Here is an 18557-nt window from a genome sequence, read left to right as displayed (position 1 = left end):
CTAGGCCTCCAGCGATTTAGTGTTGGCTGAGCGAATTACGCTAGAGCAATTAGCCACAGTGGAATTAACCACAGAGTTAGGATCTCGCTGAGTATGGACTGGCGACTTGAGTACTAGCGGTAATCCAGCCACCGCCATAGTGACCTTATCGAGCTGTTTTGCTAGAGCCTGATGCAACCAACCTGACTCGTCGACAAACTCCCTCGATAGCTCGCCTAATGGCACTACGCCTTGACCCACTTCGTTACTGATAAACACCACTTCTCCAGGCAGTTGTTGCAGTGCATTCAGTAGTGCCTGTTTCTCGTGTTGCCAGCAGCGTTTACTCAGTAAAGTATTGGATAGCCACAAAGTTAGGCAATCAACCAAGATTAAGTTAGTTGCCTGACTGTGTTTTAGCAGGGCTTGGCTTAAATCCAAGTTGGTTTCGATAACTTGCCACTGTATTGGTCGATTGCTTTTATGGTGAGCAATACGTTTAGCCATCGCGCCTTCGGTTATCTCTGCGGTGGCAATGATAATTACATCACCGTTAGTTTGTGCTTGCCAGTTTGCGGCGTAATCTTGTGCTAAACGGCTTTTACCCGAACGAGCGCCACCAATGATTAATTGCTTCATCTATCTAAATCCTTGTTTACGCTTAACCAGTAAACCAATGAAAAATACGCTGCCGAGCATGGCGGTCATCACGCCGACAGGCAGTTCTTGTGATGGCAGTAACAATCGCGCTAATAGGTCGACCCACACCATTAAAATACCGCCAAGCAATGCGGTGGCAATGAGTGAACTTGAAGAGGCCGAACCGATTAGCATACGCACGATATGCGGAACCATAAGCCCAACAAATCCAATGCCGCCACAGGTCGCCACTAGTGATGAGGTCATCAGAGCGGTGAGCAATAACATGCCTAAACGTAGTGGCAGCACCGCAACGCCTTGGGTGTGCGCGCTTTCATCACCGACCATCAGTGCCTGCAGTGGTCGCTGAAATTGATAAATAATTAAGGTTGCAGTGAGTACGATTAAGCTTGGCAACATCAGTGAGCTCCAAGTCGCTCGACTGAAACTGCCCATCGACCAAAACAGCACGGCTTGCATCGCTTGGGGGTCTGCGAAATACAAAATGAGGTTGGCGATGGATGACAGCAGGAAGGAGATAGCAACACCTGACAGCACGAGAGTTTCCACCTGACCATCTTTTGCCATCACGATAACGACAGCTACAGCAATTAATGAGCCTAAGAATGCACTAATGGGTAGTGGTAATAAGGTTAAACCGCCAGTAAGGGCAAGTATCGCACCTAATGATGCACCGGCGGAGATCCCGAAAAGGTAGGGATCGGCTAGGGGATTTTTAGTCACGCTTTGCAGTACTGAGCCCGATACCGCTAATCCGGCACCGCAGATCATCGCCATCAATGCCCGCGGCATTCTTAGCTCGATAATAATGCGATCGGCTAGTGTGCTGCTCGATTCGGAATTAAATAGGCCACTGAGGGTACGGATGATGGCGCCAATAACTTCTTTAAGGCTAATGTCGGCGGTGCCCAGCGCAATTGCTGCTAAAGGTGACAGTAGAGCGAGTGGTAACAGCAATAGTAATAATAGTCTGGGGTTAAACAGCCGCATGACGTCCCCCATCAAAATGGTAAGTGACTCTTGGGTGACGGCCTTGAGGGTGGCTGTCGACCTCGGTTTTTATTCCGTAGATATTTTCGATACTGGCTGGGGTGAACACCTGAGCGGGAGTACCAGACTTGATTAACCTGCCATCTCTTAGTAGCAGTAACTTATCGCAAAATGCGCTGGCGAGGTTAAGATCATGTATGGTTGCTACAACGGTGATCTCAAGGCTTTTTATTAAGGTTAGAATTTCAACTTGATAACCAACATCAAGATGATTGGTTGGCTCATCGAGCAGCAAGATCTCTGGTTTTTGTAAAAGTGCTCTGGCGATAAGCAGGCGTTGACGCTCACCCCCAGAAAGTGATTCAAATATTTGATCGGCTTTACTTGTCAGCCCAACCAATGACAGCACCCGGTCGATTTCGTGCTTTTCTGCGACTTGATTAATGCGTTGCCACCATTTTTGCTGGTTGATTAATCCCGTTGCGAGCAGTTGTCTTGCTGTCATCGAGAAACCGACGGGCGTGTGCTGCAATACCACTGCTACTTTAGAGGCAAATTCACGGTGTGAAATAGCACTCACATTCAGATTGTTGAGCAGCACCTCTCCGCTGTCAGGAGTCAGATATTTATACATGCAGCGCAGTAGTGTTGATTTACCGACACCATTAGGCCCCAAGATCCCGACGAATTGGCCCTTTTCAATGGTAAAGCTTAAGTCGTCTAGCACCTTTTTGGATGACGTTGACCAACTTAAATTATTCACTTCCATATGGGAGTGCGTGTGAACTGTTATCGGCATTACAGGGATCCAATGTAGCGCCGACACTGCCGGCGCTGTCTGTTTCAATCTAGGTTAGAAAGCTTGATAGCTGACGCTTAAGAAGAGCTGACGGCCCGGGCTGAAGTAGTTTCTATCTGAGATTATCTCTTCATCGAGTAGGTTGTTGGCTTTGAGTCTGAGTAGCCAAGCATCGCCAAGCTTATAGCCTAGACTGAGATCTAACTGATGATAGGCATCAAGATAGTCTGTGGTGCCGTCATAATCGATGTCGCCAGCGTTACGCTCACCTTGGAAGTGATAGTTCATCAATATATCGAGAGCTGACCATGTATAGCTCATGGCGTAGTCAAATTCATGCTCGCTTCGGCCCACGAGTTGCTCATCGCCGTCTTGGTCTATCGCATCGATATAGCTGTAGCCTAGTTGATGCTCAACCCCCCAAGTGCTGTAGTTTAGTGATAGCTCGACACCTGTAATTTCAGCATTTTGAATATTGGCTGGCTTCCAGATCTCGTAGCCATCCTCATCTAGCTCCGGCGTTGGTGCCCATTGGATAAGGTTATTGATGGTATTTTGATACAGGCTCACGTAACCCCGTAGGTTATCGCTTGAGTAATGCACGGTTAGATCGAGGTTTTCTGATGTCTCAGAGACTAAATCTGGGTTACCAGTACCTGGCCAGTACAAGTCGTTAAAACTCGGAGCTTGAAAGCCGGTACCCGCACTCGCGGTGATCCGCCACTGCTCATTAAGTTGATAGGCTAGACTGGCATTGTAGGACGTTTCGCTGTCGATATTTTCCACATCATCATAACGGACAATACCTTCCATCAGCAGCTTGCCGTATTGGTAACGAGCAAGGCCGTAGATACCGACTAAATCTCGCTCATCGATGGCGTAGTCACCGGCGATAGATTCTTTAGACCAATCGACACCACCAATAAAGGTGAGGTTATCGCTTGCAGAATATCGGTTACTCCAGTTGACTTGATCTCGAGTCGTTTTATAGAGGCTAACGCCTAGATCTGAATTGTCTGCGCGAAAGTTCTCGTTTTTATCTTGTGATTGGCCAACGGCTAGTTTACTGGTGAGCGTGTCAGTTTGATATTGGGCTGCAACGTTCCAGAGGTAGTTATCATAATCGGCTTCGTTGGCACGACTATTATCGTACTCATAGTGACCCGTATCGAGTTGGCCGATCCAGGTGAGGGTCCATTCTTGATTGAGGTTTTGCTGGCCATTGATGCTGATGCCTAATCGATCGTAACCGTCATCATCGTCTTCAGCATCATTCTTGATATCATAACCATCGCTTTGCTCACGGTTGATGCTCAAACTTGTATGGCCATCACCATGACTTACACCTAGGCCTGCCGTTGCACGCATATATTCATCGCTACCGTACTCTGCAGAGGCAAACCATTCACCTCCTTCAAGTTTTCGAGTAAATATTTGGATCACACCGCCGATAGCGTCACTGCCCCAAACTGCGGCTCTTGGGCCTTTTACTACTTCGATTCGCTCGATGTTTTCAGGTGACAGCGCATTGAAGCTGACGGCGCCTAATGTGGCAGAGCCAATACGTACACCGTCGATAAGGACTAATACATGACTCGAATTAGTGCCGCGCATGCTGATGGAAGCAGACTGGCCTGCACCACCATTACGCGTCACGCTAACACCCGGTAGGGTTTCAAGTAGATCGACAACCGACTTAGGGTTCAGCCTACTTATCTCTTCTCGCTCGATAGTATTGATGACAGCTAGCTGTTGCTCCGGGCTCGCATCAAATCTATCTCCGGTAACTGTGATTGTTTCGATACTAGGATTCGCTGGTATTGCAGCTTGTACCGAAAATGTTTGAAAAATAGCAATTGAAAGTACTGAAAGTCGCAGTTTAAAACTCATGATTAGCCTTTTAATTATTTGAGTTAGAAATTTGCGGGAAAATGCGTCATAGCTAGTCATAAGATTGATAACCAACTGATTTGACGAATAGAGAGTAGGGGGGCACATGTACACAAAGTCGAACACCTACATCATCTATTTGCTCAAGAAACCCGCTTGAGTCAATAGTACTTAGGGGTCGGTCTCCTGGCTTACAGCGTCTAGAAACATTCCTTCCCGGTAACACCAGTGGTAATAATGTTTCGCTCTGTTTACAGTTGCAGGTACAGCCGTGGAGTCTCACCACGTTCCCGATTAAGTTGATCAACACCCTTAAGTCGGCAGGAATATAGCGGCTAAATTGGCGTTTAAACGAGGTAAAGATCACACCCAAAATGGAAAGAGAAAAAGACTGTTATTTTCCACAGTCTTTTTATTGCTTATTTGACGTATGGTATTTACTGGGTTTTTTTAACTAAAAATTCAATCAGTTACGCATCGTTTGTTTTTTGTTCTCTTGCCTCATCTAACATGACTTTGTATTGGTTTACCGGAGATTGAAATTGACGCTTTTATAGAAAAGTGGCCAAATGCCAATTTATCTAAGGATGGAACATCTATGAATACGTACTGGCATGTTTAATACGTGCGGGATTAGGTTGTCATAATTAAGTCCTATATGCGTGACACATTTAGGACAAAAGAATTACTTGGGTAAGACAGAAAAATAAAAAGGCCAACTGCGATAGAGTTGGCCTTTTTTACGTTTTCTTTGTAACTAACGCTAAGTGGGATAGCTTCTAATTAGATCGCTGAGTGTACAACGCCCCGTTTCTGGATGTATCTTAATCGAGCGGCAAACATGATAGCTGCAGCGGTTAAACCAGCAATTAAACCTATCCAGAAGCCTTGAGCCCCCATATGCGGCACTATGATATCGGTGCGTGCTAAAGTGTAGCCTAAGGTCATACCCACGCCCCAGTAGGAAACCAGAGTGATATAGAACGCGCTGCGGGTATCTTTATAACCACGAAGTGCACCTGCAGTAACCACTTGAATTGAATCTGATAGCTGATAGATAGCTGCATAGAACATCAGGCTACCAGCCAGTGCGACTACTTCTGGATTATCATTATAAAGTAGTGCGATTTGATTTCTAAATAGCACAGTAATGATCGCGGTACAGGCGGCTAAAGAAAACGAGATCATCAGCGCCAGTTTTGTCACTAAGGCTGCAATTTCAGGCTTATCTTGTCCTAGGTAATAGCCGACACGAATTGATACTGCAATACCTAGCGAAAGCGGCAACATAAACACTATCGATGAAAAGTTAAGTGCTATCTGATGTCCTGCAACAACAGTTGCGCCTAAAGGTGCAAGTAAAAGAGCAATGATTGCAAATAAACTCACTTCAAAAAACAGCGCCATAGCTATCGGAAAGCCATGTTTTGTCATATCAAACATGACTTTGAAGTCTGGTAAGTGAAAAGATTTGAATGGAGCTAATTCTTTAAACTTCTTATGGAATTGCATATAGATAATCATGGCAATAAGCATTGCCCAGAACACTAACGCAGTCGCAACACCACAACCAGCACCGCCCATAGCGGGCATGCCAAAGTGACCATAGATAAAGATATAGTTGGCAGGAATGTTAACCGCGAGTCCCACAAAGCCGATTACCATCGTTGGCAGAGTATATGAGATCCCTTCACTACAGCCTCTTAGTACTTGATAAAGTACAAATGCGGGGACGCCCCACATAAAGCCATTTAGGTACCCAATACCAAGTCGTGCCATTTCAGGCTCGAGCTCCATCATGGTGAAAATATTCTCAGCAAATGAGAGGAATAGCACCACACCTATGCTACCGATTATGGCAATATAAGCGCCTTGATAGGCCAAAGGTTGAATCGCTTTTTGATTGTCTGCACCATGGTGGTGAGCAAACACCGGTGTGAAGGCCATAAGTAGACCCTGAACAAATAGCAATGCTGGCAACCAAAGACTGGCACTGATAGCAACGGCAGCCATATCGACGGCAGCGACACGACCAGCCATGACGGTATCGATAAAGCCCATCATCGTTTGCGTGACTTGGGCAATTAACACAGGTAGCGCTAATTGGATTAAACGTTTGGCTTGAAAGCCAGAATGGTTCATGGGTACAGCCCTTAATATACTAATGAGAGATAATAATGTTTACAGGTATAGTTCAAGCAACGTGCGAAGTGTTGGCGATAGATAAGAAATCAGGCTTAAACACGCTACAAATCGCAATTGGGCCGGATTTGCGCGAGGGACTTTCACTAGGGGCAAGTGTCGCAAATAACGGTGTATGTTTAACAGTTACAAGAATTGAAGATGATAGGGTGTTTTTCGATGTAATGGAAGAGACCCTTAAGCTAACTAACCTGTCAAAACTGAGAGTTGGCTCACAGGTTAACATCGAGCGTTCATTAACCTTTGGTAGTGAGATTGGCGGGCACATTTTATCGGGCCATGTTCACACTTTGGCTGAGGTCGTTTTCGTCAGTGCAACCGAAGAGCATTATGACATTCGATTGAAAGTTGCACCTAAATGGATGAACTACATCTTGTACAAAGGTTTCGTTGGGGTGAATGGCTGTAGTTTGACGGTCGGAGAAGTGACTGATGACTCCTTTATGCTGCACTTAATTCCAGAAACGTTAAAGCTGACTAATCTTGGTGGTTATCAGAAAGGGGATATGATTAATATTGAAATCGATAGCCAAACTCAGGCGATCGTAGACACGGTTGAACGTGTATTAGCGAAGCGATTTGCCGAGTAAAATCGTTGCAGCAGTGAGGCTCGCTGCTGCGCCAATCTCAATGAGGGAAGGCAATCGTGACTAATAGATCTGCTCGTCGTCTGAGTCAATAAATAATTCAATCTTATGCTGGGCTTCATCCATGTGTAATCGCATGTGGATTGGGTTACAGCACACACGACAATCCTCATAATAATCTTGGTCGCCACAGGTGGCATCGATATTAATGTGTTGATGGTGCCCGCAGTGAGGACAGCTAATCGTCTTGTTGATGAATCGCATATTTACGCTCCCATAAAACCTACTGCACTTCGCCCTCCATCAACAGCAATCACCTGGCCTGTGATATAAGGCGCGCTAACTAAATGTGAAATAAGCTTGGCAATGTCTTCTGGCTGTCCAAGCTTCGCCAAGGGGATTGCACCTAAAACGGCTTGTTGCGATTCCATATTGGACTGTGCAGGCCAGAGAATTGCGCCGGGTGATACACCATTTACACGTATCTTGGGGGCAAGTTCTTGCGCCAATGACAGTGTCGCCATTTCAAGTGCAGCCTTTGATATAGAGTATAGTCCATGATCTTTTAGTGGGCGCTTACCGTGGATATCTAAAAGGTTAATCACGCAGCCATTATGTAATGCTAGTTGAGGTCTGAGTTTTTCAGCCAGTATATAAGGTGCGATAAGATTGGTCGCAAGCAGTTGCTGTGCTTTAGTAAAAGAGCTCTCGCCGATAGGGGTCGGATAGAAACAAGAGGCATTATTTATCAGAATCTCAAGGTCGATCTCTTGAGCTTCTATTTGTGCAATGAGTTCATTTAATGCGTTAGCGTTGGCTAAGTCGGCCTGAATCATGATTGCAGAGTCGGCACGCTTAGCGTTGAGTCTATTACACAGCGCTTGGGCTTCATCTACAGACTGTCCGTAGTGGATCACGATATTATAACCATCATCATGCAGTTGAATTGCAATCGCGAGTCCAATCCGTTTCGCTGCGCCGGTAACGAGTGCCCAAGTTGTCATATTTATATCACTTTCATATCAATTAGGTAGCGGGTAAAAGTAGTGGCAAAAAATAACCTTTGTTAGTTATTAGCCCTCTATAAATACATCATAGCCATAGCTTTAGCCTAATTGAAATGGGCTTTACTGATTTACTGCCGTTTAAAGTGGCTTAAACTTGGGGTTATGAGGGTTAATTTGTCGGCATCAAGGATGTTGTTCTCAACTACGTCTGTGCGATTGGTGCTCGCATCATGCTGTTGTTCCCCCTCTATTAGCGATTGCGACATTTGCACTAAAGCATTATTAAGTTCAGCTTTAAGCTGGGTAGCTACCGCTTGTTTGTCTATAACTAACACCGTCTCTACTAGGGTTATTTGCTCTGTGTGGTTGGGATCAGCTTGCAGAAGTGCTGTAGTAAACATCAATGTTTTAATCATCTGAATCTCCTTACATAAGTTGTCGCTATGCTAGGAGATAAACGTGAATAAACTGTGACATTAACTTGTTAGTTTCATTACATTTGCCCAAGGTTAATTAGGTGACTTGATAATAAAAACTAATATACTGGAAAACTTGCATCATCTAGTGGCAATCACTTAGAATTAGCGGCTTGCGCGCTGGAAAACACAGACCACTGTATGGTCTAGTCCCAGTAGCGCACACCCATACTTAATTTAAAACCAAGTGGCCCTACGTAGGGGTCACCACTGGAAAAGGAATAATCATGCCTGTAATTACACTTCCTGATGGAAGCAAACGTGAGTTTGCTAACCCTGTTTCTACTTTAGATGTTGCTGCTGATATTGGTCCTGGTCTTGCTAAAGCGTGTATCGCTGGTCGCGTGAACGGCGAACTAAAAGATGCTTGCGATATGATTGAAACCGATTCAGACCTTTCGATCATCACTGCTAAAGATGAAGAGGGTGTAGAAATTCTTCGTCACTCATGCGCTCACTTGCTTGGTCATGCTATTAAGCAACTGTTCCCAGAAACTAAGATGGCTATCGGTCCAGTGATCGATAACGGTTTCTACTATGACGTTGACTTAGATCATAAATTGACTCAGGAAGACATCGATGCGCTAGAAAAGCGCATGGCAGAACTTGCAAAGACTAATTACAACGTCGATAAGCGTGTTGTTAGCTGGCAAGAAGCCCGTGATACCTTCGAAGCGCGTGGCGAAAGCTACAAGATGGCAATTCTTGATGAGAACATCAGCAAAGATTCAACGCCAGCGCTATATCACCATGAAGAATATATCGACATGTGTCGTGGTCCTCACGTACCTAACATGAAATTCTGCCAAAACTTCAAGTTGATGAGTGTTGCGGGTGCCTACTGGCGCGGTAACTCTGACAACAAGATGTTGCAGCGTATTTACGGTACGGCTTGGGCTGATAAGAAAGCACTTAAAGTTCACCTTAACCGTCTTGAAGAAGCGGCTAAACGCGACCACCGTAAAATTGGTAAGCAGTTAGATCTATACCACATGCAAGAAGAAGCACCTGGTATGGTGTTCTGGCATAACGACGGCTGGAGCCTGTTCTTAGAACTTGAGAAGTTTATTCGTCAAAAGCTTGGCCAATACACTTATCAAGAAGTGAAAGGTCCATTGATGATGGACAGAGTATTGTGGGAACGCAGTGGTCACTGGGACAAGTACTCAGAAGCCATGTTCACTACGAACTCTGAAAACCGCGAATACGCAGTTAAGCCAATGAACTGCCCAGGTCACGTACAGATCTTCAATCAAGGTCTTAAGTCTTACCGTGACTTACCACTTCGTATGGCTGAATTTGGCTGCTGTCACCGTAATGAGCCATCGGGTTCACTACACGGCCTAATGCGCGTACGTGGCTTCACTCAAGATGATGCGCATATCTTCTGTACTGAAGAGCAAGTTCAGCAGGAAGTGAGCGCTTGTATCAAGATGGTTTACGATACATACGCTACATTCGGTTTTGAAAGCATCGTGGTTAAGCTATCGACTCGCCCTGAAAAGCGCATCGGTGATGATGAGATGTGGGACAGAGCTGAAGAAGCACTTAAACAAGCGCTGAAAGCTAACGACATCGAATTTGAAATCTTACCGGGTGAAGGTGCCTTCTACGGACCTAAGATTGAATTTACATTGCATGATTGTCTGGACAGAGCGTGGCAATGTGGTACAGTGCAGCTCGATTACGCACTGCCAGGACGTTTAGGTGCAACCTATGTTGCTGAAGACAATAGTCGTCAAACACCTGTTATGATCCACCGTGCGATTTTAGGTTCGCTAGAGCGTTTCTTGGGTATTCTAATTGAAGAGTACGCAGGTAAATTCCCAGCTTGGTTGTCACCAGTTCAAGTTGTTGTAATGAATATTACCGATAAACAGTCCGATTATGTGGATGAAGTCGTTAATTTATTCAAAGAACATGGAATTCGTGCAACTAAAGACTTGAGGAATGAGAAGATAGGCTTTAAAATACGCGAACATACCTTAAGGCGTGTGCCTTATCTATTGGTCGTTGGTGACCAAGAGATGGAAAATAAGGAAGTAGCGGTGCGTACCCGTGAAGGCGTTGACTTAGGTAAGATGCAAATCGAAGAATTTGCTACTAAGCTCAAGAACCAGATTTCGCTCCGTAGTCTCAATTTGTTGGAGGATTAGGTCATAAAGATCAAGAAAACAGCAGGGCGCCAGGCGGCCCCGAACAGAATCAACGAACTCATCGTTGGAGTATCTGAAGTCCGTCTAAACGGTTTAGATGGTGAGCAGTTAGGCATCTTAACTATTAAAGAAGCACAAGAAGTTGCTGATGAAGCAGGTGTAGATTTAGTAGAGATCAGTCCTAATGCTGAGCCGCCAGTTTGTCGTGTTATGGACTACGGTAAGTTCCTTTTTGATAAAGCTAAAGCTCAAAAAGAACAAAAGAAGAAGCAGAAAATTGTACAGGTGAAGGAAATTAAATTCCGTCCCGGTACAGACGAAAACGATTACCAGGTAAAACTACGCAACCTGACTCGTTTTCTAGAAGACGGCGACAAAGCGAAAGTAACGCTGCGTTTCCGTGGTCGCGAGATGGCTCACCAAAGCCTAGGTATGGATCTTTTGAACCGTATCAAAGCTGATTTGGAAGCAATTGCAGTCGTGGAGTCTTTCCCGAAAATGGAAGGTCGCCAAGCTGTTATGGTTCTAGCGCCGAAAAAGAAATAGTAAGGCAACCATAAAAAGTAGCAGGGGCCTGTTAAGGTTTCCTGCTCGCCTTGCGTTTTATTAATTGTCCCAATGCGGAGTTTTAGCAATGCCTAAAATGAAAACAGACAAGGGTGTACAAAAGCGTTTCAAGAAAACCGCTAATGGTTTCAAGCGCAAGCAAGCCCACTTACGTCACATTTTGACCAAGAAGAGCACTAAGCGTAAACGTCACTTACGTGCTAAATGTTTAGTAGCTAAGTCTGATGTGCCAGCAATTGCACGTCAACTACCATACGCTTAATTAGAGGAGTAAAGAACAATGCCTAGAGTTAAGCGTGGTGTAACCGCTCGTGCTCGTCACAAGAAAGTACTTAAATTAGCTAAAGGTTATTATGGCGCTCGTAGCCGTACTTACCGTGTTGCTGTTCAAGCAGTAACTAAAGCTGGTCAATATGCTTACCGTGACCGTCGTCAAAAGAAACGTCAATTCCGTCAACTATGGATTGCACGTATCAACGCGGCATCTCGTCAAAATGGCCTATCTTACAGCCGTTTCATTAATGGTTTGAAAAAAGCATCAATCGAAATCGACCGTAAGATCCTAGCTGACATCGCTGTTTTCGATAAAGTTGTATTCGCAACTTTAGTTGAAAAAGCAAAAGACGCTTTAGCTAAGTAATTAGTTTAGAATCTTTTGAAAAAGGGAGCCTTAGGGCTCCCTTTTTTTATTGTGAAATTCGCATCATATTCGATTGGTTTGACTAGCAATATTTAACAGTATCTAAAGACTTAGACCAGTTTAAGTTTCCAAAAAGTTTTACGCCTTGTATCTCTATTTTCCTAAGTATACAGGCACAAAAAAAGCAGGCTTAGCGCCTGCTTATTAATGTGAATAAGAAGTAAGGGTTACTTCTGTGCGTCTAAGTAACGCTCAGCATCAAGTGCTGCCATACAACCAGTGCCAGCAGAGGTGATAGCTTGGCGGTAATGTTGGTCCATCACATCGCCTGCAGCAAACACACCTTCGATACTGGTCTGAGTCGCATTGCCATCTAGACCGCTTTGGATCTTGATATAGCCATTGTTCATCTCTAACTGGCCATCAAACATTTCTGTGTTTGGCTTATGACCAATAGCAACGAATACACCAGCCACTTCAAGATCGTTAATGCTGCCGTCTTTTGTGCTCTTCATCTTAAGGCCCGTTACACCCATTTGATCGCCAACCACTTCGTCAAGTGTGTTGTCTAGGTGAAGGATGATATTGCCGTTTTCAACCTTGTCCATTAGGCGCTTGGTTAGGATCTTTTCACTACGGAAACTATCACGGCGGTGAATAAGGTGAACTTCTGATGCGATGTTGCTCAGATAAAGTGCCTCTTCAACGGCGGTGTTACCACCACCGATCACTGCAACTTTCTGGTTGCGGTAGAAGAAACCATCACAGGTCGCACAGGCAGATACGCCACGGCCTTTAAAGGCTTCTTCTGATTCAAGACCTAGGTACATAGCAGATGCACCCGTCGAGATGATGAGTGAGTCACAGGTAAACTCGCCGTTATCGCCTTTTAGCTGGAAAGGGCGAACATTCAAGTTCACTTCATTGATATGATCGAAAATGATCTCAGTTTCAAACTTTTCAGCATGTTTCTGCATGCGCTCCATTAATGCAGGACCGGTTAGATCTTCTGCATCGCCTGGCCAGTTTTCAACTTCAGTCGTCGTGGTTAACTGCCCACCTTGCTGCATCCCTGTGATCAATACAGGCTTTAGGTTTGCGCGCGCGGCATAAACTGCTGCTGTGTAGCCTGCTGGGCCAGAACCCAGAATAAGTAGTTCACAATGTCTAGCTTGGGTCATTAGTCTCTCCGTTCTTTAACGAATGCGGTACTGCAAGGGGAATCACTTCCTCTTGTTTTACGAATTGCTGCGATTGTATGGAATTTCAGGGGAGGGGTAAAGCTCTGTATTTGGCTTTAGGCTGGTTCTAGGGGAGTCATGCTTGTGATATTTAGTGGTTTTTATTGGGTTTAAGCTGCTCCTTATCACATTTTGGTTTATTCTATAGCGCAAAGATCGACAGTTGACTTGTTTGCGCGGCAAACCGTAAGAGTCAAATCGTATAAGCAAAGTAAAAGGAAGTGTTATGCGTATTACCGCGAATTTTGATAGTGGAAATATCGAAGTTATCAATTTAGATAATAAAGATGATGTGCAGCTAGCGATCCGTCCCGATGAAGGCGGTGAATTCTTTCAGTGGTTTAACTTTAAACTAGAAGGTGTGGTGGGTAACCAGTACACACTTAACATCGTTAATGCAGACAAAGCTTCTTACACTAAAGGTTGGGAAGGTTATCAAGCGGTAGCGACGTACGACAGACAGCACTGGTTTAGACTGCCGACCCAGTACAAAGAGGGGAAGCTGACGATTCAAGTCGATTTAGACTGTGATGCGATTCAGATTAGCTATTTTGCACCATACAGTTACGAGCGTCACCAAGATCTATTAGCTGCCGTTCAAGTGCACCCTCAAGTCAGTCTAGAACACTTAGGTCTAACCTTAGATGGTCGTGATATGACCTTAGTAAAAATTGGTGATGGTGATGAAGATAAAGCCAATATCTGGATCACAGCCCGTCAGCATCCAGGTGAGACCATGGCTGAGTGGTTGGTTGAAGGCCTGATAAACAATCTGCTTGATAGTGATTGTCCAACGGCTAAAGCGCTGCTAGACAAAGCAAACTTCTATATCGTACCAAACATGAACCCTGACGGAAGTGCACGTGGTCACCTGCGTACCAATGCCGTGGGAACCAACCTTAACCGTGAATGGAAGACGCCTTCGCTAGAGAAGAGCCCTGAAGTGCTTTACGTGGTTAATAAGATGAAAGAGACTGGTGTCGACCTTTTCTACGATGTGCACGGTGATGAAGGCTTACCGTACGTATTCTTAGCGGGTTGCGAAGGCGTTCCAGCCTTTAGCGAAAAAGACACTGCGATGCAAAAGGCATTTGTCGATGCGCTGTTGATGGCGAGCCCCGATTTCCAAGATGAATTTGGTTACGATAAAGACCAGCCTGGCCAAGCTAACTTAACCGTGGCCTCGAACTGGGTCGCTCATACCTTTGGTTGCCTCTCAAATACTCTAGAGATGCCGTTCAAAGACAATGCTAACATGCCTGATCTAATGGCTGGCTGGTCACCAGAACGTTGTATTTATCTGGGTGAAGCCTCATTAATTGCAATGAACGCAGTGATTGATAAACTTAAATAAGTGATTGGGATAAACTAAGAGGTAGCCAATGGCATTAGTTAATTGTCCTAGCTGTAATAAACGTATTTCGAGTATGGCGAAAGAGTGCTCATATTGTAAGGCGAGTATATCGTCGGATAATGAGAGCCATAAAGTGATAAGCCATATTAAGCGTTCGAATCAGCTAATGAATCAGAGCTTTTTAGCGCTGACCCTGTTTATTGGTGGCGTAGTGACTTGGTTTTGGGGGGGAGAACCCGCTGAAGGCTTGCGAGCCAATGTTGCAGTGGGTGCTTTTTCACTGGGTTTTGTTGGCTACTTAATAACTCGAATCCAGATCGTTTTGCATAAACGGAAGAAAGTATGACCGACATTAATAAAGTTATCGATGAAATGCCCACAGAGGTTTATCAACGTCTACTGAGCGCCGTTGAACTGGGTAAATGGGAAGATGGTACCGTATTAACTGCTGAGCAGCGTGCATCGACTCAACAAGTGGTGATGCTCTATCAAGCGAGAAGACTGAAGCAGACCGATCACTTCACCATCAACAGTGAAGGTCAGGTCAATGAACTGACTAAGTCTGAGCTAAAAAAGCAGTTTAAAGGTGAATCTATTGCTGAGTTTAAGCAAGAAGAGCTTTAATTACTGATATCAGGATTCTTTATACGAATAAAAAGCCCGCGACGATTATTACCGTTGCGGGCTTTTATTTTGTGATAATTAATCTGATGTTAGCTCACCAGCGATAGAGCGCTTCATTGCTGCACGAATTTCTTCTGGATTCAAATCGGTAGACAATAAGTAGTGCAGTTTAGTCAGCGCCGCTTCTGTTGTCATATCATAGCCGCTAATCACACCGGCCTCAGCAAGAGCATTGCCTGTTGCATAGCCGTCCATATTGACTCGACCTTGCATACATTGAGTTAGGTTAACCAGTACGATGCCGCGTTCGTGGGCATCTTTTAGCGTTTTTAGTAACTCAGGAGTCTGTGGCGCATTACCAACACCAAAAGTTAATAAGATAAGGGCTTTAACTGGTTGCTGAAGAATATTAGCAAAGATCTCGGTGTTAATTCCTGGGTAGAGTGTTACAACACCAATTGGCTGAGGACTGATCTTGGCGATTTTGAGTGGCAAATTAGGATCTATTACGGCGCGCTTACCTGCGTGCCAACGGATCTTAATTCCAGCCTCTAACAGCAGTGGGAAGTTGGGCGATGCAAAGGCATTGAAGCCATCAGCATGAGCTTTTGTCGTACGATTACCACGAAAGAGTTTGTTATTGAAGAACAAACAAACTTCGGCAACAGGGTAGTTGGCTGCAATATACAGGGCATTGAGTAGGTTGGTTTGACCATCTGATCTAAGCTGAGCGAGGGGGATTTGCGAACCGGTAACGATGACTGGCTTTTGTAAGCCTTGTAACATGAAGGAGAGGGCTGAAGCGGTAAATGCCATGGTGTCAGTACCATGAAGGATCACAAAGCCATCATACTTGTCATAATTGGCCTTAATGTCATCGGCGATCATCTGCCAATGAGTCGGCTTCATATTTGACGAGTCAATCAGCGGTGTATATTCACTTATTACAAAATCAGGCATCTCTTCATGGTAAAACTCAGGCATTGCTTTGACGCAGCCAGTAAGGAAATCGGCAACAGGGGCAAAACCGTGTTCGGTCTTTTGCATACCAATGGTACCGCCAGTGTAGGCTACATAGATAGATCGTTTAGTCATTTGATTTTGTATTTTAGTTCTGGTTTAAATCACGATGCAGAGATTATATACCCAAACTGAATATAGGTGCAGGTAATAAGGCGTAATAATCCCCTGTAAGGCGCACAAAAATGTGGTTCCGGTAAGCTAACACGTTAAATATTCTAAATGGTAGATTACGGGGTTGAAACTAGATGTAGCAAACTTGCTACAAGCTACATGTTTAGCATCATGATTAGTGATAGCTGAAGTAGCTGGCTGTTTTACAATAAAAAAGCCCAGCGTTTGCTGGGCTTGCTTATTTTACTAACCGCTATCTTAAATGAGGGTTAGTAATTGCAGGTATCACAGTAGAGATAAACGCCATTTGGATCGTCAAACGCTTTAAACTCCTCTATCACACCAGACCATTGTGCTAGCACAGATTCAAGTACGCTAGACTGAGCTAAACTCTGTGGCAGATAGCTTGCCGCTGAAGCAAATACCTCTTGAATGAATTGTTCTTGAGGCGATAGCTCTCGCTCAATCACCTCGGTATCGAAGGAGTCGAGTGACGCCATTTCTGCAGCTTTAGTTACTGCATCTTGAAGTTCACCTAAATCATCCACAAGACCCAGCTCAAGTGCCTCACGGCCTGTCCAAACTCGACCTTGTGCAATGTCATCAACATAATCAAGTGTCATATCTCGCTCTTTTGCCACAAGCGAAATAAAGTCGAGGTAACCACGCTCGATATGACGCTGGATTATCTCCTTTATTTGAGGTGTGAGGCCTTTAGTAACTGAGAAGCCCGCCCATTCAGAAGTGCCGACACCATCGGTGTATACCCCAATACTGGCAAGAGACTCTTCAAAAGTCGTTACCATACCGAAGATCCCAATAGAGCCAGTAAGGGTCGTTGGCGTTGCGTAGATATAGTCGGCGCTGGCCGAGATCCAATATCCACCCGATGCGGCGTAACTGCCCATACTGACAATCACCGGCTTGTTGGCTGCTTTTAATGCTAGCACTTCTTGCCTGATCTGCTCAGACGCAAAAGCGCTACCACCAGGGCTATCGACACGAAGCACGACCGCCTTAACTGAGTCATCAAAGCGGGCTTTTCTGAGCAGTTTAGAGGTACTCTCTCCACCAATTTGGCCTGCAGGTTGTGAGCCATTAAGGATATTCCCTTTGGCGACAACGATACCGACTTTGTCATTAAGTGATAAAGAAGGGAAGGTCTTAGCGATAGATAGGTAATCATAAAAGTCGATATGCTTAAAAGAATCTCCATCGGTAGACTTACCAACAGCGTCAACCATGGAAAGCCTAAACTCTTCAGCAGTTTTTAGCCCGTCAACCCACTTCATATTAAGTGCCATCTCTGATGAGTTACCACCGGCTCTATCAAGTTGGGCCAGATAATCATTAGCACTCAGCGCCAAGGTGTCACTATCGATGCCGCGATTCGCCGAGACGGTATCGGCATAGCTTTGCCATAGATCGTTCAATAGCACTAAATTCGCTTCTTTCGCCGCATCAGACATATCATCGCGGATAAAAGGTTCCACTGCAGATTTGAATGTCCCCACTCTGAAGACGTGAGCATTGATCTTTAACTTCTCTAATGCAGACTTAAAATAGAGGCGGTAGCGGCCTAGGCCTTCAATCTCAACACTGCCTTGAGGGTTTAAATAAATTTTATCGGCAAAGCTGGCAAGAAAGTATTGGTTTTGCCCATACCAGTTCGCGTTTGCCACCACTGTTTTACCTGTCGCTTTAAATGAATCGATAGCATTACCAATCGATTGCAGCTTACTAATCCCAGTGCCTTGTAACATGTCAAGATCTAACACTATTTGACTGATACGCTTGTCAGATGCTGCATTGTTAATGACTAATAACACGTCTGAAAGCAAGATCTCACCACTTCCGTCAGCTTCCCCGCCACTTTTCATCGCCGCTTCAATAGGGTCGACTTGGCGCTTTTGATCAACAATAACCCCTGAAAGATTCAGTACTAGTGCGGCGCCATCTTCCACTTTAATACCATCGTCTGCTGTGAGACTCACTATGATAACGGCAATCACGCCAAAGAAAATCAGATTAAGAAAAAGCTTCCTTAGTCCATTGACGGTATTCCAAATAAGGAGGAACATCCTTTTAAATATTGAGGGTTTAGTGGACATCTGCCACTCCTATATAGCGTAGTTGCCATAATGCTAACTGAAATCTTGCTTGAAAGGAAAACTCAATTGTAAAGGAATCTATTCATACACTTATTGAGCTTATTCTTTACACAGGGTATGCTGGATTGAATCACTTGTTT

The 18557-nt window shown here is 44.8% G+C and carries 19 protein-coding genes and 1 riboswitch; of the genes, 8 read left to right on the top strand and 11 right to left on the bottom strand.

Annotated features, from left to right (window positions below; translation table 11 throughout):
* The 5 genes from cobU to JMA39_RS12885 form a co-directional block, all read right to left on the bottom strand.
* On the bottom strand, positions 1-618 hold the full coding sequence (gene cobU / locus JMA39_RS12905; protein ID WP_202722261.1) for a bifunctional adenosylcobinamide kinase/adenosylcobinamide-phosphate guanylyltransferase: 618 nt from the start codon (positions 616-618) through the stop codon (positions 1-3).
* Positions 619-1629, bottom strand: a complete 1011-nt coding sequence (locus JMA39_RS12900; RefSeq protein WP_202722260.1) for a FecCD family ABC transporter permease — start codon at positions 1627-1629, stop codon at positions 619-621.
* Entirely contained in the window at positions 1616-2428 is an 813-nt protein-coding gene (locus JMA39_RS12895) for an ABC transporter ATP-binding protein (protein ID WP_202722259.1), read from the bottom strand. The genes JMA39_RS12900 and JMA39_RS12895 overlap by 14 nt, the downstream gene beginning before the upstream one ends.
* 54 nt (positions 2429-2482) lie before the next feature.
* Positions 2483-4318, bottom strand: a complete 1836-nt coding sequence (locus JMA39_RS12890) for a TonB-dependent receptor domain-containing protein (RefSeq protein ID WP_202722258.1) — start codon at positions 4316-4318, stop codon at positions 2483-2485.
* A 159-nt stretch (positions 4319-4477) separates the two neighbouring features.
* Positions 4478-4647: riboswitch (cobalamin riboswitch) on the bottom strand.
* A gap of 454 nt (positions 4648-5101) precedes the next feature.
* Positions 5102-6460, bottom strand: a complete 1359-nt coding sequence (locus tag JMA39_RS12885) for an MATE family efflux transporter (protein WP_202722257.1) — start codon at positions 6458-6460, stop codon at positions 5102-5104.
* A 35-nt stretch (positions 6461-6495) separates the two neighbouring features.
* Between JMA39_RS12885 and JMA39_RS12880 the strand changes: the two genes are divergently transcribed.
* Positions 6496-7110 carry a riboflavin synthase subunit alpha gene (locus JMA39_RS12880; protein ID WP_202722256.1) on the top strand — a complete coding sequence of 205 codons (615 nt, stop codon included), beginning with the start codon at positions 6496-6498 and terminating at the stop codon, positions 7108-7110.
* A 60-nt stretch (positions 7111-7170) separates the two neighbouring features.
* Here the strand turns inward: JMA39_RS12880 and JMA39_RS12875 are convergent, their stop codons facing one another.
* The 3 genes from JMA39_RS12875 to JMA39_RS12865 all read right to left on the bottom strand — a co-directional run bounded on the left by JMA39_RS12875 (position 7171) and on the right by JMA39_RS12865 (position 8530).
* Complete coding sequence (locus tag JMA39_RS12875) at positions 7171-7371, bottom strand: CPXCG motif-containing cysteine-rich protein (protein ID WP_202722255.1); 201 nt, start codon at positions 7369-7371, stop codon at positions 7171-7173.
* A 2-nt stretch (positions 7372-7373) separates the two neighbouring features.
* On the bottom strand, positions 7374-8111 hold the full coding sequence (locus JMA39_RS12870; protein WP_202722254.1) for a pteridine reductase: 738 nt from the start codon (positions 8109-8111) through the stop codon (positions 7374-7376).
* A 131-nt stretch (positions 8112-8242) separates the two neighbouring features.
* Positions 8243-8530 carry a hypothetical protein gene (locus tag JMA39_RS12865; RefSeq protein ID WP_202722253.1) on the bottom strand — a complete coding sequence of 96 codons (288 nt, stop codon included), beginning with the start codon at positions 8528-8530 and terminating at the stop codon, positions 8243-8245.
* A gap of 287 nt (positions 8531-8817) precedes the next feature.
* Here JMA39_RS12865 and thrS point away from each other — a divergent pair, with 287 nt between their 5' ends.
* From thrS to rplT, 4 genes are all read left to right on the top strand, one after another.
* The gene (thrS, locus tag JMA39_RS12860) at positions 8818-10746 is read left to right on the top strand and encodes a threonine--tRNA ligase (RefSeq protein ID WP_202722252.1); all 1929 of its coding nucleotides are present in this window, start codon (positions 8818-8820) and stop codon (positions 10744-10746) included.
* 3 nt (positions 10747-10749) lie between these two features.
* Positions 10750-11292, top strand: coding sequence for a translation initiation factor IF-3 (gene infC / locus JMA39_RS12855; protein WP_202722294.1), 543 nt, complete (start codon positions 10750-10752; stop codon positions 11290-11292).
* Positions 11293-11380: 88 nt separating this feature from the next.
* Positions 11381-11575, top strand: coding sequence for a 50S ribosomal protein L35 (gene rpmI, locus JMA39_RS12850; protein ID WP_011865828.1), 195 nt, complete (start codon positions 11381-11383; stop codon positions 11573-11575).
* A gap of 18 nt (positions 11576-11593) precedes the next feature.
* Positions 11594-11953, top strand: a complete 360-nt coding sequence (gene rplT, locus JMA39_RS12845) for a 50S ribosomal protein L20 (protein WP_012155496.1) — start codon at positions 11594-11596, stop codon at positions 11951-11953.
* A 227-nt stretch (positions 11954-12180) separates the two neighbouring features.
* Here the strand turns inward: rplT and trxB are convergent, their stop codons facing one another.
* Positions 12181-13134 (bottom strand): thioredoxin-disulfide reductase, encoded by a 954-nt coding sequence (gene trxB / locus JMA39_RS12840; protein WP_202722251.1) that lies wholly within the window; start codon positions 13132-13134, stop codon positions 12181-12183.
* 286 nt (positions 13135-13420) lie between these two features.
* Between trxB and JMA39_RS12835 the strand changes: the two genes are divergently transcribed.
* From JMA39_RS12835 to JMA39_RS12825, 3 genes are read left to right on the top strand one after another with little or no spacing between them, the layout of a single operon-like run.
* On the top strand, positions 13421-14548 hold the full coding sequence (locus tag JMA39_RS12835; RefSeq protein ID WP_202722250.1) for a M14 family metallopeptidase: 1128 nt from the start codon (positions 13421-13423) through the stop codon (positions 14546-14548).
* Positions 14549-14576: 28 nt separating this feature from the next.
* Positions 14577-14894, top strand: coding sequence for a zinc ribbon domain-containing protein (locus JMA39_RS12830; protein WP_202722249.1), 318 nt, complete (start codon positions 14577-14579; stop codon positions 14892-14894).
* Positions 14891-15172 (top strand): YeaC family protein, encoded by a 282-nt coding sequence (locus tag JMA39_RS12825; protein ID WP_202722248.1) that lies wholly within the window; start codon positions 14891-14893, stop codon positions 15170-15172. The genes JMA39_RS12830 and JMA39_RS12825 overlap by 4 nt, the downstream gene beginning before the upstream one ends.
* Positions 15173-15250: 78 nt before the next feature.
* Here the strand turns inward: JMA39_RS12825 and ansA are convergent, their stop codons facing one another.
* Complete coding sequence (gene ansA / locus JMA39_RS12820) at positions 15251-16267, bottom strand: asparaginase (protein ID WP_202722247.1); 1017 nt, start codon at positions 16265-16267, stop codon at positions 15251-15253.
* Positions 16268-16575: 308 nt separating this feature from the next.
* Positions 16576-18417, bottom strand: a complete 1842-nt coding sequence (gene sppA, locus JMA39_RS12815) for a signal peptide peptidase SppA (protein WP_202722246.1) — start codon at positions 18415-18417, stop codon at positions 16576-16578.
* Positions 18418-18557 lie beyond the last annotated feature (140 nt).

Origin of the sequence: Shewanella schlegeliana (genome assembly GCF_016765635.1) — a bacterium.
Lineage (GTDB): Bacteria > Pseudomonadota > Gammaproteobacteria > Enterobacterales > Shewanellaceae > Shewanella > Shewanella schlegeliana.
Note: the sequence above shows the minus strand (reverse complement) of the source record. Positions and strands in the feature narration are given on the sequence as shown.